Origin of the sequence: Emticicia sp. C21, from assembly GCF_003418935.1 — a bacterium.
Taxonomy (GTDB): domain Bacteria; phylum Bacteroidota; class Bacteroidia; order Cytophagales; family Spirosomataceae; genus Emticicia.
The window spans coordinates 461,336-477,336 of sequence record NZ_QVMT01000002.1; the positions used below are offsets into that span (position 1 = coordinate 461,336).

Genomic DNA, 16,001 nt, shown 5'->3' on the forward strand with positions numbered 1-16,001 from the left:
TTGACAAAACGCAGAAAAAATGTTTAGCAAATTCATAAAAAGACCAGTACTGGCTATTGCCATGTCTCTGGCAATCGTCTTTTTGGGGATATTGGCGATTTTTACCCGCCCCATATCCCAATTTCCTGAAATAGCACCTCCACGGGTAAATATTTTCATTGAGTTCCCGGGTTCGAATGCTGATGTATTGGTGAAATCGACCCTGACTATCATGGAACGTGCCATCAATGGTGTGCCGGGCATGCAGTACATGATGTCGGATGCAACCAGTGCCAGTGAGGCAACAGTACAGATTGTTTTTGAACCTGGTATTGACCCGACTATTGCCGCTGCCCGTGTAAAAACCCGTGTGGATCAGGTTTGGGCAAACTTACCTATTCTGGTTCAGCGTGAGGGGGTTATTATTACGCCTGTACAACCTAGTATGTTGATGTATGTCAACTTCTTTAGTACAGATAAAGAATATGACCAGAAGTTTTTGTTCAACTATGCTGATAACCTGGTTGTTCCCGAATTACAACGTATCAGCGGTGTAGGGCGTTCTGAAATTGTGGGTAGTAGAGCATTCGCCATTCGGGTCTGGTTGAATCCGGACAGAATGAGAGCATATAATATTTCTGCTGAAGATGTATTGAAAGCCATTGATGAACAAAGTGTATTAGGTCGTCCGGGACGTGTAGGTTTAAGTTCCGGTAAGGTAGCGCAATCGCTCGAATACGTTTTTACTTATCAGGGTTGGTTTAATAAGCCTGAGCAGTATAAAGACATCATCATCAGGGCAAATGCAGAAGGTGAAATTCTAAAACTGAAAGATGTCGCCAAAGTAGATGTCGGTAGTGAGTTTGTGGATATTTATACCAATAAAGACGGCTATCCATCGGCTTCATTGGTATTAAAACAAAACCCCGGAAGTAACTCCAATCAGATTATTGCTGATGTGAAAGCGAAACTCGAAGAATTGAGAAAGAATTTTCCTCCGGGGGTTGATTATGAAATCAATTATGACGTATCAAGCTTCGTAAATGCTTCGATTGATCAGGTATTGCATACACTATTAGAAGCGTTTATACTGGTTTCGTTAGTGGTATTCCTTTTCCTTGGCGATTTCCGGTCTACACTCATTCCAACGCTGGCGGTGCCTGTTTCGTTAATTGGAGCATTCGTTTTCATGCAGTTTTTTGGGATTGGTATCAACCTTATTACACTCTTTGCGTTAGTACTAGCTATCGGGGTTGTGGTCGATGATGCCATTGTGGTAGTAGAAGCTGTGCACGTAAAGATGCACGAAGAACATTTAACGCCCTTCAAAGCTGTACAGAAAGTATTGAGCGAAATCAGCGGGGCCATTATCGCCATCACCTTAATCATGACAGCCGTATTTGTTCCGGTAGCATTTATGACAGGTCCGGTGGGGGTACTTTACAGACAATTCGCCATTACAATGGCTTCGTCAATTGTACTTTCAGGAGTTGTGGCTCTTACGCTTACACCTGTATTATGTGCCATGATTTTGAAAAATACCCATGGACAAGTTCGGAAAAAATCACCTGTAGATAAATTTATCGATTGGTTCAATAGAAAATTTGATTGGTTATTAGGCAAATACACCAAACTACTAACCATAATTGTGAACCGTAGAGTGGTGACTTTTGGGGTATTGTTGATTTTTGCAGCAGGTATCATAGGAATTAATACTATTCTACCAGCCGGTTTCATCCCGGGTGAAGATCAGGGGCAAATTTATGCCATTATTCAGACACCTCCCGGTACAACACTCGAACGTACGAATGCTATTTCACTGGAATTACAAAAAATAGCCAAAGCAACACCAGGTGTGAAATCGGTAACGGCCATGGCAGGTTATGAAATCCTTACCGAAGGCCGGGGTTCTAATGCTGGTACTTGCTTAATCAACCTGAAAGACTGGTCGGAGAGAAAGGAATCTGTGAAAGAGGTGATGGAAGAGTTGGAAGAAAAAACGAAGGATATTGGGGCGGTAATCGAGTATTTCGAGCCACCAGCTGTACCGGGTTATGGTGCTTCGTCTGGTTTTGCGGTTCGTTTATTAGATAAAGGTAGCGAAGTAGACTATCAGAAATTCGATGAGGTAAATAAAGATTTTGTTGCAGAATTGAGAAAAAGAAAAGAACTCACCGGATTATTCAGTTTTTATTCTGCCAATTATCCGCAATACGAATTAGTGGTGAATAATGTTTTGGCGATGCAAAAAGGGGTTTCAGTAGGTGCAGCCATGGAAAACCTGAACATTATGATTGGTAGTACCTACGAGCAGGGTTTTGTACGCTTCAATAACTATTATAAGGTGTATACTCAGGCTGACCCAGAATACAGAAAAGACCCTACGGATATTTTGAACATGTTCGTAAAGAATGATCATGGCGAAATGGTGCCTTATTCAGCCTTTATGTCTATTAAAAAGACACAGGGACCCAACGAGATATCTAGATATAATTTATATACATCGGCTCTTATCAATGGGGTACCTGCTCCGGGATATACTTCGGGCGATGCCATTAAGGCGATTCGTGAAGTAGCTGAAACTAAATTACCTAAAGGTTATGATATTGCATGGGAAGGCTTATCATATGATGAGGCCCGTCGTGGGAATGAGGCAATCATTATTTTCATGGTGGTAGTGTTCTTCGTTTATCTGGTTTTGGCAGCACAATACGAAAGTTTTATCATGCCTCTGGCCGTTATCCTGTCCTTACCTCCGGGTATATTCGGCTCTTTCTTATTGTTAAAAGGAATGGGATTGAGTAATGACGTATTTGCCCAGATTGGTTTGATTATGCTTACGGGTCTACTGGGTAAAAATGCCGTGTTGATTGTGGAGTTTGCCATACAAAAACGCAACGAAGGTATGTCGGTACTTGATGCGGCCATCGAGGGGGCAAAAGCACGTTTCAGACCTATTTTGATGACTTCCTTTGCATTCATTGCAGGCTTGATACCATTAGTTCGCGCTCATGGTGCTGGTGCGGTTGGTAATAAAACCATTGGCTCATCTGCTCTGGGCGGTATGTTGTTCGGAACTATTTTTGGGGTATTAATCGTGCCGGGGCTGTATTACATTTTTGGTAAAATGATTGATGGAAAAAAATTAATTAAAGATGAAGCCATGGTAACGTTAAGTGAAGATTTGGTAGAAACCAGAACTATTAGTAAAAGCAAATTGAGAAAGTTAATTTCAAAAATCCTGAAACAAAATGAAGAACAAAATAATTAAAAGGTATGGCTTCTTTTTGGTGCTGATCATTGCGTTGGGTAGCTGTAAGGTAGAAAATCTACCTACCAAAACAGTTACCAACTCATTGCCGGACAAATATGCACTCAATGGGGATACTACTAAGGCCGAAAATATTCTCTGGAGGAATTATTTTGCAGATAGTAATCTTGCGGACCTGATTGATGAAGCCCTTAAAAACAACCAGGAGTTGAATATGATGCTTCATGAAATCGAAATCAGCCGCAATGAAATTATGGCGAGAAAAGGGGAATATCAGCCATTTGGTTTTCTAACCGCTGGTTTAGGTGGCGAAAAATCGGGGCATTACACATGGAATGGGGTTTCGGAAGAAGATGCGAAAACAAGAACGGATAAATTGCCAAGATATATCGGTGAGCAATCGCTTTTAGGTACATTTTCATGGGAGTTGGACGTCTGGAAGAAACTCCATAATGCCAAAGACGCTGCTGTAAAACGCTATTTGTCTGGCATAGAAGGTAGAAATTTTGTGGTTACCAACCTGATTGCAGAGATAGCTAATTCCTATTATGAATTGGTAATATTGGATAATCAATTAGAGATTGTACAACAGAATATTACTCTGCAGAAAGATGCGCTCGAAATGGTAAAAGTGCAAAAAGAGGCTGCAAGAGTAAATCAGTTGGCAGTGAATCGTTTTACGGCGCAGGTATTGAATACCGAAAATCTTAAGTATGAGATTCAACAGCAAATTGTAGAGACCGAAAACCGAATTAACTTCTTGTTGGCAAGAAACCCTCAACCGGTGAAGCGTAGCTCTGCCAATCTTAATAATATTCAGTTTTTGAAGATCTCTGCAGGTATTCCATCGCAATTATTGAGTAATCGTCCTGATATCCGTCAGGCAGAGCAGGAATTAGAAGCTGCAAAATTGGATATTGCTGTAGCAAGAGCTGCTTTTTATCCGAATATCACGCTTCGGGCAGGGATTGGTTTGCAGGCATTTAATCCTATTTATCTGATTAATCCTAAATCTATCGCCGTTAATGTTCTGGGCGATTTGATTGCGCCTTTAATCAACAAAAATGCGATTAAGGCCAATTATTATAATGCCAACGAAAAACAGATTCAGGCAGTATACAAATACGAGCAGACAGTCCTAAATGCACATCTGGAGGTAATCAATCAACTCTCAGGTAATAAGAATTACTCTGAAAGTTATGCAACAAAAGCCAATCAGGTAGATATCCTAAGTAGCTCTATTGAAATATCCAACAGCCTTTTCAAATCAGCACGTGCTGATTATACCGAGGTTTTGCTAACACAAAGAGAGGCTTTGGAAGCAAAAATGGAATTGATGGAGATTAAGAAAAAACAACTGAATGCCGAAGTAAATATTTATAAAGCATTAGGTGGTGGTTGGAAGTAAATTATTGGGTGGTTGAACTCAGATATTCATTTGTTCGTAAATATCAACATGTTTTGGAAAAAATGGCAAATCGGTAGGCTTGTGCTTACCGATTTTGTTGTAAAAAAAGATACCATAAACTAATATTCTCCTTAATATTAATAATGTATGGGTGTATTTTCGTTTTATAAATATTGGCGTATGAATAAAATGACCTTAAAATCAAGTTTAGATAAAAAAAACACTTAGATTCTTAATTATGCACTACATTTGTACCCATGTTTAAATTTAAGCAAATAGGACTTATATTTCTCTCACTCGCTTTGGTGGTGAAATCATTTGTAGTGCCTTTTATTTGCCTGGATTATGAAATCCGTAAAGACTTTATTATCAAAAACTACTGCGTTAATAAAAATAAGCCCGAATTACATTGCGATGGTAAATGTTTTTTGGCTAAAAAAATCAATACACAGACCGAAAAAGAAGAACAAAGCGCCCTTCAGAATTTTATTTATAAACTTATAGAAGTAAACACATTTGAAAGTCAAAGCTATTTTGATTTTGCTAATGTGATTGAGATTAAAGATTTTTCTGTTACTAATTATCCTTTTACAGAAAAAACAACCATCGATTTTTCATCTTCTTTTTTTCATCCCCCATCATTCCAATAATACATTCTATTATTGATGTTGTATAGCCAGACTTTTTCGGGTGGCTATTTATCTATTTCTATACATTTTATTTCAAAACAAATCATCAGTGTTTGCTGGGATATGATTGCCTATATCATCAAAACACGTGATTATACATTTACACTAATGAAAAAATTCTCATATTTACTTATTGCTCTTTTTGTATCTGCTATCATTGTTTCATGCCAGAAAGATGATGCAATTAATCCTAATGATAAAAATACCGTTACGCTCGAATTTGATAATCGGGTTGGCGACCAGAAGTTAGTCCTGGGCACAACAACAGCAAAAAATGCACTCAATGAAGATTTTACAGTTACCCGCCTTAATTACTTCGTCTCTAATATTTCTCTTAAAAATGAAAATGGTGAGATAGTAAAATTTACAGATAAATACTTTCTGGTAAAACATTCAGACCCAACTTCATGGCTTATTAAACTAGACAATGTTCCGGCCGGAAACTACAATCAGGTTTCGTATATAATCGGTGTGGATAGTTTAAAATCTGTATCCGACGTTAGCCAACGTAAGGGTGTACTTGACCCCGCTTCTTATGGTGACGATAATATGTATTGGTCGTGGAATTCGGGCTATATTTTCTTTAAAATGGAAGGAAAATCAACAGCCATACCACCAAATATGATGAATACGACAGAATATCAGTACCATGTAGGTGGCTTTGGAGGTATGACAGGTAAAACCCCTAATAACCTGAAAACTATAACCTTACCCATGACTACCACTGCGCAGGTAAGAGCCAATACTGCTCCGCAAATCCATATTATTAATGATATTCAGAAGGTTTTTAGTGGGGTAAATCAAATCAGCATTGCTAAAACCTATATGGTTCATGCGGCAGAGGCTGGTATCCCAATTGGCCAGAACTATGCTAAAAGTTTTATTGTTGACCACGTTCACAATGAAAAAGACTGATGAAATCAAAATTCCTTGTCCTGGCTATCAGTAGTTTAATTTATCTGGGGGTTGCCTGTTCTAAAGACAACTCTCAGGTAATTGAGCCGGAGGAACTTTTCGCAGTTCCCGCTAATTTTCCAAAGCCAGTATATGATTTTTCGAAAAACCCTCTTACTAAGAATGGTATAGAATTAGGGAAGACACTCTTCTTTGATGGGAATTTATCTAGAGATGGTACCATTTCGTGTGCTGAGTGCCATAGCCAACCGTCTGCATTTACACATCATGGTCATGATTTAAGTCATGGTATTGACAATAAAATAGGCATCAGAAATTCTATGCCCATTCAGAATATGGCTTTTCAAAAAGAGTTTTTTTGGGATGGGGGTGTTTTTGATTTAGATTTATTCTCTATTGCCCCGATTGAAAATCCCGTAGAAATGGATGAAAAATTAGGAAATGTTCTAGAGAAACTTCGTAAACAGGAAAAATATACTACGCTTTTTCAGAAAGCTTACGGGAGTAAGGAAATTACGACTGAAAGATTCCTAAAAGCACTTTCGCAGTTTATGCTTACCTTAGTATCAGCCAATTCGCGTTATGATAAGTATGTAAGAAAAGAAACAGGTGGAACGCTGACACCTGATGAATTGGAAGGTTTAGCAATCTTTAAACAGAAATGTGCTTCCTGCCATTCAGGAGAGCTATTTACAGACCTTTCTTACCGCAATAATGGATTGCCTGTTTATAATAAAGAGGACACAGGGAGACAACGAATTACGGCATTGGAAGAAGATAGTTATAGATTTAAAGTACCGAGTTTGAGAAATGTCGCCATTACAGCACCTTATATGCACGATGGCCGTTTCTATAGCCTTGATGCGGTCTTGAATCATTATACAGATGGGGTAATAGAGTCAAAATCATTAGATAGCTCACTAAAAAATAATCAAACCTTAGGTATCGCACTCAATAAAGATGAGAAAGCAAAATTAACTGCCTTTCTCAAAACGCTAACAGATGAAGAATTTTTAAAAAACAAAAAATTTGGTATTTAAACATGAAAAAATACTTTGCTTCTCTATTGTTCGGAATGATTGTTTTCAAGGTCATTAGTCAGGAACCAACTGCAAAATTAGAAAAAGATGGGAAAGATCCCGTGTGTGGCATGAAGGTAAAAAAAGGCACATCGCTTGTAAGTGTGAATAAAGAAAAGCAACAGGGCTTTTGTAGTAAGTCCTGCAAAGAGAAATTCGATAAAGACCCTGAGAAATATATAAAGAAATGAATCGGAAAAAATTCATCTCAACTTTAACTTTTAACTTGTCAGGTCTTTTGACTTTTGGGAATGATAAGTTTTCTGACTGTATTATTAAGACCAGACGCATTTGTAATATATGTCAGTTTAAGTTAGGAAAAAATATATATTTTGAGAAAGGTGTAAAAGACGTAAAAGTTGATTGGATAAAAGACACGATCAGGATTTCGTATGATGCCACCAAAACCAATCCCGAAAAATTGAAACAATACATCATTTCGATTGGCTACGATGCCGACGAATTAAAAGCAGATGTAAAGAAAAGAGAACTTTTAAGGTATTGTTGTGAAAGTAACATCACTATTTGTAAATAGAATGAAATGAAAAAATTACTCGTTTTAGTACTGATTATAACCCAGTTTGATACACTGGCCTGCGATATATGTGGTTGTGCCAATGGCAGTGCCTTTGTCGGCCTTACCCCTCGCGCAGGAACGCAATTTATAGGGCTCAGATACAGACACCGGACTTACGATTCACACCTGAATAGCGTTCTTCTGCAAACCCGGGAAACGTATCAGACCGTTGAATTATGGGGGCGGTTTTATCCTGTAAAAAAAGTTCAGGTAATGGTTTTTTTACCTTATAATTCCAATCATCAGGTATTGAAAAATAGCGGCGCCGAGAGCTTGAAAAACGGCCTTGGCGATGCCATTATTTTAGGGCATGTCAATGTGTTTAATACATTTATGGACACAACCAATACCAGCCATATTTACCAGAGTCTGATGATTGGCGGAGGCGTAAAATTAGCAACCGGAAAATTTGAGTACGGATATGAAGATGAAATTAATCCGAACTTTCAGTTAGGAACAGGAAGCACCGATTTCCTGCTAAGTGCCATTCATACCATTAAAGTCCATGACTGGGGGTTAAACACAGAAATCGGTGGTAGGATTTCAACCAGAAGCAATGATAAATATCGTTTCGGTAATCGTATTAACGGTTCATTGACAGCTTTTTATTCTAAAAATTGGGGAGTTTTCTCTATCATGCCCAATGCAGGTGTCTTAATGGATTACGGTTTCAGAGATATAAAAGAAGGGCAACGAAACTCACAGACAGGCGGCTTTGCAGCATTGGCCAATACAGGACTTGAAATGTACTATAGTAGATTCAATGTTGGTTTTTCTTATCGACTTCCTGTTTATCAGAATCTGGGAGAGGGAGAACTAAAGTCTTTACCGCAATGGGGTGTAAACTTAACGGTGAATTTTTAATGGGAAGATAACAGTGTAATTTCTTAAAAAATGCCCTCATGTGAATGAGGGCATTTGAGTTTATAAATCGCTGAAATCGAAGCTTTCTAAGAATTTGGTAGTGAAATGACCCGATTTGAATTGTTCGTCTTCCATGAGTTTTATGTGGAAAGGAATGGTAGTTTTAACTCCTTCAATCACAAACTCCTGTAAGGCGCGTTTCATACGGGTAATCACTTCTTCTCTTGATTGGCCTGTTACAATTAACTTGGCAATCATAGAGTCGTAGTTTGGCGGAATGGTATAGCCTGCATACACATGGCTATCAACTCTTACTCCATGTCCACCCGGTAAATGAAGATTCGTGATTTTACCTGGAGACGGACGGAAATTATTGCCCGGATCTTCGGCATTGATACGGCACTCCATCGCATACAATTTCGGGAAATAGTTTTTGCCTGAAATCGGTACGCCCGCCGCTACTTTTATCTGCTCTTTAATTAAGTCAAAATCAGTTACTTCTTCAGTAATCGGGTGCTCAACCTGAATACGGGTGTTCATTTCCATGAAATAGAACTGGCCGTGTTTATCTACCAGGAACTCGATAGTTCCGGCACCTTCATAACCGATAGCTGCAGCACCTTTAATGGCTGCTTCACCCATTTTCTCGCGCAATTCCTGCGTAACAATCGGAGAGGGTGTTTCTTCTACTAATTTCTGGTGACGGCGTTGGATAGAACAATCGCGCTCTGATAAGTGGCATACTTTGCCGTATTGGTCACCAACTACCTGAATTTCGATGTGGCGAGGCTCTTCTACAAATTTCTCCAGATATAAGCCATCGTTACCGAAAGCGGCTCCTGATTCCATTTTGGCATCGTCCCAGGCTTTTTCGAACTCACTTTCGTTTTTGATAATACGCATACCACGGCCACCACCTCCGGCAGTTGCTTTCACAATAACCGGATATCCGATTTCTGCAGCTATTTTCTTGCCTTCTTCAACCGATTCCAGCAATCCTTCAGAACCCGGAATAACAGGTACGCCTGAGTCTTTCATGGTTGCTTTTGCCGTAGCTTTATCACCCATATAGTTGATTTGCTCGGCGGTTGCTCCAATGAACTTGATACCATATTCGGCACAGATTCTTGAAAACTCAGCATTTTCTGACAAGAAACCATAACCCGGATGGATTGCATCGGCATTGGTGATTTCGGCAGCAGAGATAATATTTGGGATATTCAGATACGATTGTTTGCTGACTGCTGGGCCAATACAAACGGCTTCGTCGGCAAAACGTACGTGTAAACTGTCTCGGTCGGCAGTTGAATAAACAGCCACGGTTTTTATGCCCATCTCTTTACACGTTCTGATGATACGCAGGGCAATTTCACCACGGTTGGCTATAAGTATTTTCTTGAACATATAGTGTCAATTAGGTATTGTAAGCGTTTCGGCTATTGAATCAATTAACAAACTTTACAGAAAAATGTTATGATACCAATTCTATAAGTCAGACCTATCAAGGTTCTACTAAGAACAATGGTTGGTCGAACTCAACAGGTGAAGCATTCTCAACCAGTATTTTCACAATTTTTCCTGAAATCTCTGATTCGATTTCGTTAAACAGCTTCATTGCTTCAATGATACAAACCACTTTACCCGATGAGATTTCATCACCTACTTCTACAAAGAACGGTTTATCAGGGCCTGCTGAGCGGTAGAATGTTCCAATCATTGGAGATTTAATCGTAATCAGTTTGTTTGTATCTACAGCGGCAGGTTGAGCCGCAGGTGCTGCAGGCTGAATGGCAGGAGCTACCGGAGCAGCAGGGATTGGGGCAGAAACAGGAGCCTGAATAGCAGGAGCGGGTGCTGCCTGAACCGCTACAGGTGCTACGTTTGAATAGCGCTTAATAGCCAGTTTTAACTCCGATGTTTCGATATTTACTTCATCTAATCCTGATTGAGCAATAAAGTCGATCAGTTTCTGAATGTCTTTTGTTTCCATGAAGGGTAAAGATTTGTCGTTTGTAATTGAGTATTTTTATCTGGTTTCAGGAGTATTCTCCTACAAAAGTAAAAATAAAGACGACACCCCCAAAGAAATCCGGAATGCTTATACTCGATTTCAGGATTAAAAAACCCTTAATCAGTTTTACTCACTCCTTATTTCTGTACAAATGCGATGTCGTCTTTTATAAATATTTTATTTCTCTTTTACTCTCGAATCGTATTCGTAAGTAGATGTATTTACGCGAATCAACTCGTCGTTTTCAATAAAAAGAGGTACTTTAATAGTTGCGCCTGTTTCAACAGTTGCCGGTTTCGACGGGCTGTTAGCGGTATCACCTTTTACGCCCGGTTCAGTATAAGTTACTCTTAGCTCTACATAAGCAGGTAACTCTACACTCAGAATAGTTTCAGTTTCAGCGTGTACCAGAATATCTACTTGCTGTCCTTCTTTTAATAGGTCAGCTTGTGGAACCAGTTTATCTTCGATATTTACCTGTTCGAATGTTTCGGTTTCCATAAAGTTGAAACCTGTTTCGTCTTTGTAAAGAAACTGGTATTGTCTTTTTTCTATTCTTGCTGTAGTAACTGTTACACCAGAGTTGAATGTATTATCAATTACTCTGCCTGTACGAAGGTTACGAAGTTTTGTTCTAACGAAAGCTGGTCCTTTTCCTGGTTTTACATGTTGAAACTCTACAATTGTATATAGATCATTGTTCCAATCTAGACAAAGGCCATTTCTAAAATCTGCTGTTGTTGCCATTACTAATTAGTTATTAACTATAATAAAGCTTAATTATCAAATATATTTATCTTTCAAAATTAAAGACCATACTCACAAAAGGCATCATCGGAACATCATATTTGAAACGTCCGAAATCAACATCCTTACCGTTTCTGCGATAGCGTGCGTTGTACTGGCTAAACATGAAACTCACACCTACTCTGAGTGTGAAACCGTCCTGAGGTCTGAAACCAATGTAAATTTCATTATTAGTAGTACCCCTGCCGCCAAAAGCCAGGTTTAAATTTGGTGGTCTTACACTTAATGAGTCTAAAACCTGCCCACTTTTGTTATTTACAATTAACGAATCTCTAGTTTTTCCAAAGGCAAACCCGATTAAATCGAAATTAGCGCCAATGAGTATTTTTTTAGACTGTAATTCCACAACCAATGGAATGTTAATGAAAGTTGCGTTTGCTTTTGGGTAAGGGACAAGGCTCACATTCTTGTTTTTCGATTCCATTCCTGTATAGGTTTTACCCTTTGCCGAAAAAGCGCCTACTCTAAAACCCGTCCCGACTGCAAAACCACCTTTCTTGCCCATCACTAAAGTCTGGCTATACATAAAAGACGGAACCGAAGTCTTTTTGCCAAAACCATAGGTTAAAGAATAGTTCTCATTAACTCTCATTCGCTGAGCAAATGAAACATTTAACCCTAACAGGGCTATGATTAATACCAGTAATTTTTTCATTTTACTGCGTTGTGATAGATAGTGTTATTTCTTACTTTCTTAGTACGCCCACTTAATATAGGCAGAACCCCACGTAAAACCGCCACCAAAAGCTGCCAGAATAAGGTTATCACCTTTTTTCAGTTGCTTTTCGTAATCGAAAAGGCAAAGCGGAATAGTACCGGCAGTAGTGTTGCCGTAATTCTGGATATTCAGCATTACTTTTTCATCGCCAATGCCCATACGACGGGCAGTTGCATCAATGATCCGTTTATTGGCTTGATGTGGTACTAACCAGGCAATATCATCGCCGGTAAGTCTGTTGCGTTCCATAATTTCGGCGGAAATATCAGCCATATTGGTTACTGCAAACTTGAATACCGATGGGCCTTCCTGATGAATGTAATGTAAGCGTTGGTCAACAGTTTCATGAGAAGCAGGGAAACGACTTCCGCCACCTTTCATGATTAAATGATTTTCACCAGATCCGTCAGAACGTAGTAGAAAATCCATCAGCCCATTCTCTTCAGTTGTAGGCTCAAGCATCACGGCACCTGCACCATCGCCAAATAATACGCAGGTGGTGCGGTCGGTATAGTCAACGATTGCAGACATTTTATCTGCACCGATAATAATCACTTTTTTATATCTGCCTGATTCGATAAATTGTGAACCTATCGATAAGGCATATAAGAAACCTGAACAGGCTGCCAGAATATCGAAACTACCAATGGTAGGTATACCAACCTGAGTACAAACCAGATTGGCTGTTGAAGGAAACATGTAGTCTGGGGTTACCGTCGCACATATCACTAAATCTACTTCTTCGGGCTGAGTGTTTGTTTTTTTGAGGAGGCCTCTTACGGCTTCAGCTGCCATGTGCGAGGTGGCTAAACCTTCTCCACGTTGTATATGACGCTGTTTGATACCTGTTCGGGTGGTTATCCACTCATCACTGGTTTCTACAATCTTAGATAAGTCTTCGTTTGTCAAAATATCTTCTGGCAAGTAGCCATGAACACCTGTGATAGCTGCTCTAAGTTTCATTGTACGATTTTGTCCAACCCCTTACAGAAGGAGAAATTTAGGTTTCTTTTCGTTACTGGGGTTAGTTTATCAGTAGGAAAAGTATTTTTATTAACAAAAAATAAGCCTGTAATGTTATACACTACGGGCTTATCTGTTTTCGTATGCTTCTACAATTTGTTCGGTTACCTTTGAGTCTACCTGACGCTTGGCAAGTAGAATCATGTTTTTGATAGCTTCAGGGCTTGAGATGCCGTGTGCTACAATTACATTGCCTTTGATACCGATAATCGGGCTTCCGCCGCCTACTTCGTAGTTCATGCGGTCAATCAAAGGATCATGGATGCCTTGCTCTGCAGCATAGTCGTATAAAGACTCACCCATTTTAAAAATCACGTTTCCGGTAAACCCTTCTGTAACAATCACGTCGGCTTTGCCATCAAACAAATCGCGACCTTCTACATTACCGATAAAGTTTATCTTCTTACTGATTTTTAATAACTGATAAGCTGCCTGAACAACGGTTGAACCTTTTTGTTCTTCTTCACCTATATTCAACAAGGCTACTTTCGGGCGCTCAATACCAAAGGCAAATTTGGCATAAAGAGACCCTAACTCTGCAAACTCAGCTAATACTTCCGGCTTGCAGTCAGCATTAGCACCTATATCGAGCATAAGGCTATATCCACCATTTTTTAGTGGGAAAAAGCCGGCAATAGGTGGGCGTTGGATATTGCCTACTGTTTTTAATGTAAACAGCGAACCTACCATCATTGCACCCGTATTCCCTGCACTACAAAACGCATCTACCTGCTTTTCTTTTAAAAGCTTAAACCCAACTCCAATGCTGGAATTGGGTTTTTGAGAAAATGCCCTTGTAGGATGCTCACTCATCTCGATAATGTCATCGGCATTAACCATTTCAATAGCATGAGCAGGATATTTCAAGGTTCTTAAAATATCTAACATCACTCCCTGCTTGCCTACCAATACGAGCTTCGTACCTTCAGGCAAATGATTAGCAGCTATTACGGCACCTTCGATAATGGCTTTGGGAGCAAAATCGCCTCCCATAACATCAACGGCAATTTTCATAAAGGAATGGCTTTAGTGAATAAATGTTTGCTTGTTTCCGATTGGTTTTCGAGAGCGTAATCTACTCAGGTAAATTGTCAGAAGCAAGTAGTTACGATAAAGTCTTACGCTTTTTCGTAGCTTTCAACCACTAATTTACCTTTGTAATATAAATTTCCTTCAAATACGTGCGCACGGTGACGTAGGTGAATTTCACCTGTCGATGCATCTACCGACAATGCTTTCGTTGATAAAGCATCGTGTGTTCTACGTTTATCTCTTCTTGCTGAGGAATGTCTTCGTTTTGGATGTGCCATTGTTCTATTTAATTAAACTAATACCGTCTTTCCCAAGACAGTATTAATATTTTGTACTTTATATTAACTTAATTTTGTCCGTCTTTTGGATTCTTCAGCGATAAGAGAGCTGCCCAGCGTGGGTCAATAGCTTCATCTTTCTTTTCTTGTTCTTCCGAACCTTCGTCTGTCGAATAAATAAATTTATCGTCCTCTTGCTCTTCTTCATTTCTGAATCGGGGGTGTAATTTCTTCATAGGAAGCGAAACCCCGATAAAGTCATAAATGTGCTGGGCAATATTAATAGTTGCGGTATTTTGAGGAATAATCTCTATTTCGTCGGTGATTTCTTCAAATCTGTCGCCAAACTTATAGATATATTTCTCATTCACATGAATGGGCTCGTCGAATGGCTCAAGACTTCTGTCACAAGTTAATCCTACTACCCCTTCAATGTCAAAAAACAGTTGCATAAGCGCCGAATTCTTCTCAATTACTACCTGGGCTTTAAAATGGCCACTTGTAATAATTTCCTGCTCAAAAAACTCGAAAAATTCATTGCCGCCTTCAAATTCATAAGTATAACGCTTATTATTTTCGAGGCCTTGAATGTGGATGTCGTATTTTGATGTTACCTTGCTCACGTTTTTACAGAAAGGTTGCAAATTTACTGCTAATTTTGGAATTAAGAAAGTTTTTAAAGAAAATGCTTAAAATTCTTAGAAGTCATCGTGTGTTTTTTACCCTGTTTTTCTTTTGGTTGATTATTCTGGCTTGTTTACAACTCGCTTTTTCACCAACCGAGATGATGTTTTGGGTTAACCGACACAATAGCCCTTTCCTTGATACTTTCTTTCAGTATATTACGCTTTTAGGTGAAGATGGCTTCTGGTTAGTACCATTAATAGTCTACCTTTATCAGTATTTCAAAGAAAAAAAAGACGTAAAAACTAAAGCAATAATGCTTATAATTATTTGGATTACCAAAGGAATTATTTCTATTGCACTCAAAAATCTTTTTAACCTACCAAGGCCTATGGAAGTCTATGAGCATAGCGGTCGAGCCATTCATACCATTCGAGGTTTAGAAATACATCACTGGCAGAGTTTTCCGTCAGGGCATACCTTTACTGGTTTTGCCTTTGCCTGTTTTTATATGCTGGTAGCTAAAAACAACAGGCTTGGCTTTTTGTGGCTGGCTTTAGGGATGCTGATTGGATATTCGAGAGTCTATTTATTTCAACATTTCCCAAGAGATGTTTTTGCAGGGAGTATTTTGGGAGTAGCTGTGGTGTTAGGGATAGTTTTTCTGTGGCGCGAACGTCCGCGCGGCGGCCGCCCGTTCGCAGTTTAGAAGAGAAAGAATAATTC

General features: G+C 39.2%; 17 protein-coding genes. 9 read left to right on the plus strand and 8 right to left on the minus strand.

The genetic code is table 11. The features are described from left to right. Positions 1-19: 19 nt before the first annotated feature. The 8 genes from D0T08_RS06715 (at position 20) to D0T08_RS06750 (ending at position 8,782) form a co-directional block, all read left to right on the plus strand. Entirely contained in the window at positions 20-3,250 is a 3,231-nt protein-coding gene (locus D0T08_RS06715; RefSeq protein ID WP_116981832.1) for an efflux RND transporter permease subunit, read from the plus strand. Then, the gene (locus D0T08_RS06720; RefSeq protein WP_116981833.1) at positions 3,231-4,658 is read left to right on the plus strand and encodes a TolC family protein; all 1,428 of its coding nucleotides are present in this window, start codon (positions 3,231-3,233) and stop codon (positions 4,656-4,658) included. The genes D0T08_RS06715 and D0T08_RS06720 overlap by 20 nt, the downstream gene beginning before the upstream one ends. Before the next feature lie 257 nt (positions 4,659-4,915). Beyond that, on the plus strand, positions 4,916-5,308 hold the full coding sequence (locus D0T08_RS06725) for a hypothetical protein (protein ID WP_116981834.1): 393 nt from the start codon (positions 4,916-4,918) through the stop codon (positions 5,306-5,308). A gap of 147 nt (positions 5,309-5,455) precedes the next feature. Continuing rightward, entirely contained in the window at positions 5,456-6,262 is an 807-nt protein-coding gene (locus D0T08_RS06730; protein ID WP_116982025.1) for an MbnP family protein, read from the plus strand. Continuing rightward, on the plus strand, positions 6,262-7,302 hold the full coding sequence (locus D0T08_RS06735) for a cytochrome-c peroxidase (RefSeq protein WP_116981835.1): 1,041 nt from the start codon (positions 6,262-6,264) through the stop codon (positions 7,300-7,302). Before D0T08_RS06730 ends, D0T08_RS06735 begins: the two co-directional genes overlap by 1 nt. 2 nt (positions 7,303-7,304) lie before the next feature. Beyond that, positions 7,305-7,532 carry a YHS domain-containing protein gene (locus D0T08_RS06740; protein ID WP_199538129.1) on the plus strand — a complete coding sequence of 76 codons (228 nt, stop codon included), beginning with the start codon at positions 7,305-7,307 and terminating at the stop codon, positions 7,530-7,532. Beyond that, the gene (locus tag D0T08_RS06745; protein ID WP_116981836.1) at positions 7,529-7,876 is read left to right on the plus strand and encodes a heavy-metal-associated domain-containing protein; all 348 of its coding nucleotides are present in this window, start codon (positions 7,529-7,531) and stop codon (positions 7,874-7,876) included. The genes D0T08_RS06740 and D0T08_RS06745 overlap by 4 nt, the downstream gene beginning before the upstream one ends. Positions 7,877-7,882: 6 nt before the next feature. Beyond that, positions 7,883-8,782 (plus strand): hypothetical protein, encoded by a 900-nt coding sequence (locus tag D0T08_RS06750; RefSeq protein WP_116981837.1) that lies wholly within the window; start codon positions 7,883-7,885, stop codon positions 8,780-8,782. Positions 8,783-8,842: 60 nt separating this feature from the next. Here D0T08_RS06750 and accC read toward each other — a convergent pair whose 3' ends face one another. The 8 genes from accC to D0T08_RS06790 all read right to left on the minus strand — a co-directional run bounded on the left by accC (position 8,843) and on the right by D0T08_RS06790 (position 15,274). Further along, entirely contained in the window at positions 8,843-10,186 is a 1,344-nt protein-coding gene (accC, locus tag D0T08_RS06755; RefSeq protein ID WP_116981838.1) for an acetyl-CoA carboxylase biotin carboxylase subunit, read from the minus strand. A gap of 97 nt (positions 10,187-10,283) precedes the next feature. Continuing rightward, complete coding sequence (gene accB / locus D0T08_RS06760) at positions 10,284-10,772, minus strand: acetyl-CoA carboxylase biotin carboxyl carrier protein (RefSeq protein WP_116981839.1); 489 nt, start codon at positions 10,770-10,772, stop codon at positions 10,284-10,286. Positions 10,773-10,970: 198 nt separating this feature from the next. Next, positions 10,971-11,540 carry an elongation factor P gene (gene efp, locus D0T08_RS06765; protein ID WP_116981840.1) on the minus strand — a complete coding sequence of 190 codons (570 nt, stop codon included), beginning with the start codon at positions 11,538-11,540 and terminating at the stop codon, positions 10,971-10,973. Positions 11,541-11,586: 46 nt separating this feature from the next. Then, entirely contained in the window at positions 11,587-12,255 is a 669-nt protein-coding gene (locus tag D0T08_RS06770; protein ID WP_147322722.1) for a hypothetical protein, read from the minus strand. A gap of 39 nt (positions 12,256-12,294) precedes the next feature. Continuing rightward, on the minus strand, positions 12,295-13,281 hold the full coding sequence (locus tag D0T08_RS06775) for a beta-ketoacyl-ACP synthase III (RefSeq protein WP_116981842.1): 987 nt from the start codon (positions 13,279-13,281) through the stop codon (positions 12,295-12,297). 129 nt (positions 13,282-13,410) lie between these two features. After that, positions 13,411-14,355, minus strand: coding sequence for a phosphate acyltransferase PlsX (gene plsX / locus D0T08_RS06780; protein WP_116981843.1), 945 nt, complete (start codon positions 14,353-14,355; stop codon positions 13,411-13,413). Positions 14,356-14,459: 104 nt separating this feature from the next. After that, a complete protein-coding gene (gene rpmF / locus D0T08_RS06785) occupies positions 14,460-14,651 on the minus strand; it encodes a 50S ribosomal protein L32 (RefSeq protein WP_116981844.1) in 192 nt (63 codons plus the stop codon). Positions 14,652-14,719: 68 nt separating this feature from the next. Then, complete coding sequence (locus D0T08_RS06790; protein ID WP_116981845.1) at positions 14,720-15,274, minus strand: DUF177 domain-containing protein; 555 nt, start codon at positions 15,272-15,274, stop codon at positions 14,720-14,722. A 62-nt stretch (positions 15,275-15,336) separates the two neighbouring features. Between D0T08_RS06790 and D0T08_RS06795 the strand changes: the two genes are divergently transcribed. Further along, on the plus strand, positions 15,337-15,984 hold the full coding sequence (locus tag D0T08_RS06795) for a phosphatase PAP2 family protein (protein ID WP_158561209.1): 648 nt from the start codon (positions 15,337-15,339) through the stop codon (positions 15,982-15,984). Positions 15,985-16,001: the final 17 nt, after the last annotated feature.

Excerpts from the sequence above, each read along its gene's own strand:
- D0T08_RS06750 (WP_116981837.1), top strand. The coding sequence starts at position 7,883 with ATGAAAAAATTACTCGTTTTAGTACTGATTATAACCCAGTTTGATACA.
- D0T08_RS06795 (WP_158561209.1), top strand. The coding sequence starts at position 15,337 with ATGCTTAAAATTCTTAGAAGTCATCGTGTGTTTTTTACCCTGTTTTTC.
- accC (WP_116981838.1), bottom strand. The coding sequence starts at position 10,186 with ATGTTCAAGAAAATACTTATAGCCAACCGTGGTGAAATTGCCCTGCGT.
- D0T08_RS06715 (WP_116981832.1), top strand. The coding sequence starts at position 20 with ATGTTTAGCAAATTCATAAAAAGACCAGTACTGGCTATTGCCATGTCT.
- D0T08_RS06770 (WP_147322722.1), bottom strand. The coding sequence starts at position 12,255 with ATGAAAAAATTACTGGTATTAATCATAGCCCTGTTAGGGTTAAATGTT.
- D0T08_RS06725 (WP_116981834.1), top strand. The coding sequence starts at position 4,916 with ATGTTTAAATTTAAGCAAATAGGACTTATATTTCTCTCACTCGCTTTG.
- D0T08_RS06745 (WP_116981836.1), top strand. The coding sequence starts at position 7,529 with ATGAATCGGAAAAAATTCATCTCAACTTTAACTTTTAACTTGTCAGGT.
- D0T08_RS06730 (WP_116982025.1), top strand. The coding sequence starts at position 5,456 with ATGAAAAAATTCTCATATTTACTTATTGCTCTTTTTGTATCTGCTATC.
- plsX (WP_116981843.1), bottom strand. The coding sequence starts at position 14,355 with ATGAAAATTGCCGTTGATGTTATGGGAGGCGATTTTGCTCCCAAAGCC.
- D0T08_RS06735 (WP_116981835.1), top strand. The coding sequence starts at position 6,262 with ATGAAATCAAAATTCCTTGTCCTGGCTATCAGTAGTTTAATTTATCTG.
- D0T08_RS06720 (WP_116981833.1), top strand. The coding sequence starts at position 3,231 with ATGAAGAACAAAATAATTAAAAGGTATGGCTTCTTTTTGGTGCTGATC.
- efp (WP_116981840.1), bottom strand. The coding sequence starts at position 11,540 with ATGGCAACAACAGCAGATTTTAGAAATGGCCTTTGTCTAGATTGGAAC.
- D0T08_RS06775 (WP_116981842.1), bottom strand. The coding sequence starts at position 13,281 with ATGAAACTTAGAGCAGCTATCACAGGTGTTCATGGCTACTTGCCAGAA.
- D0T08_RS06740 (WP_199538129.1), top strand. The coding sequence starts at position 7,305 with ATGAAAAAATACTTTGCTTCTCTATTGTTCGGAATGATTGTTTTCAAG.
- rpmF (WP_116981844.1), bottom strand. The coding sequence starts at position 14,651 with ATGGCACATCCAAAACGAAGACATTCCTCAGCAAGAAGAGATAAACGT.
- accB (WP_116981839.1), bottom strand. The coding sequence starts at position 10,772 with ATGGAAACAAAAGACATTCAGAAACTGATCGACTTTATTGCTCAATCA.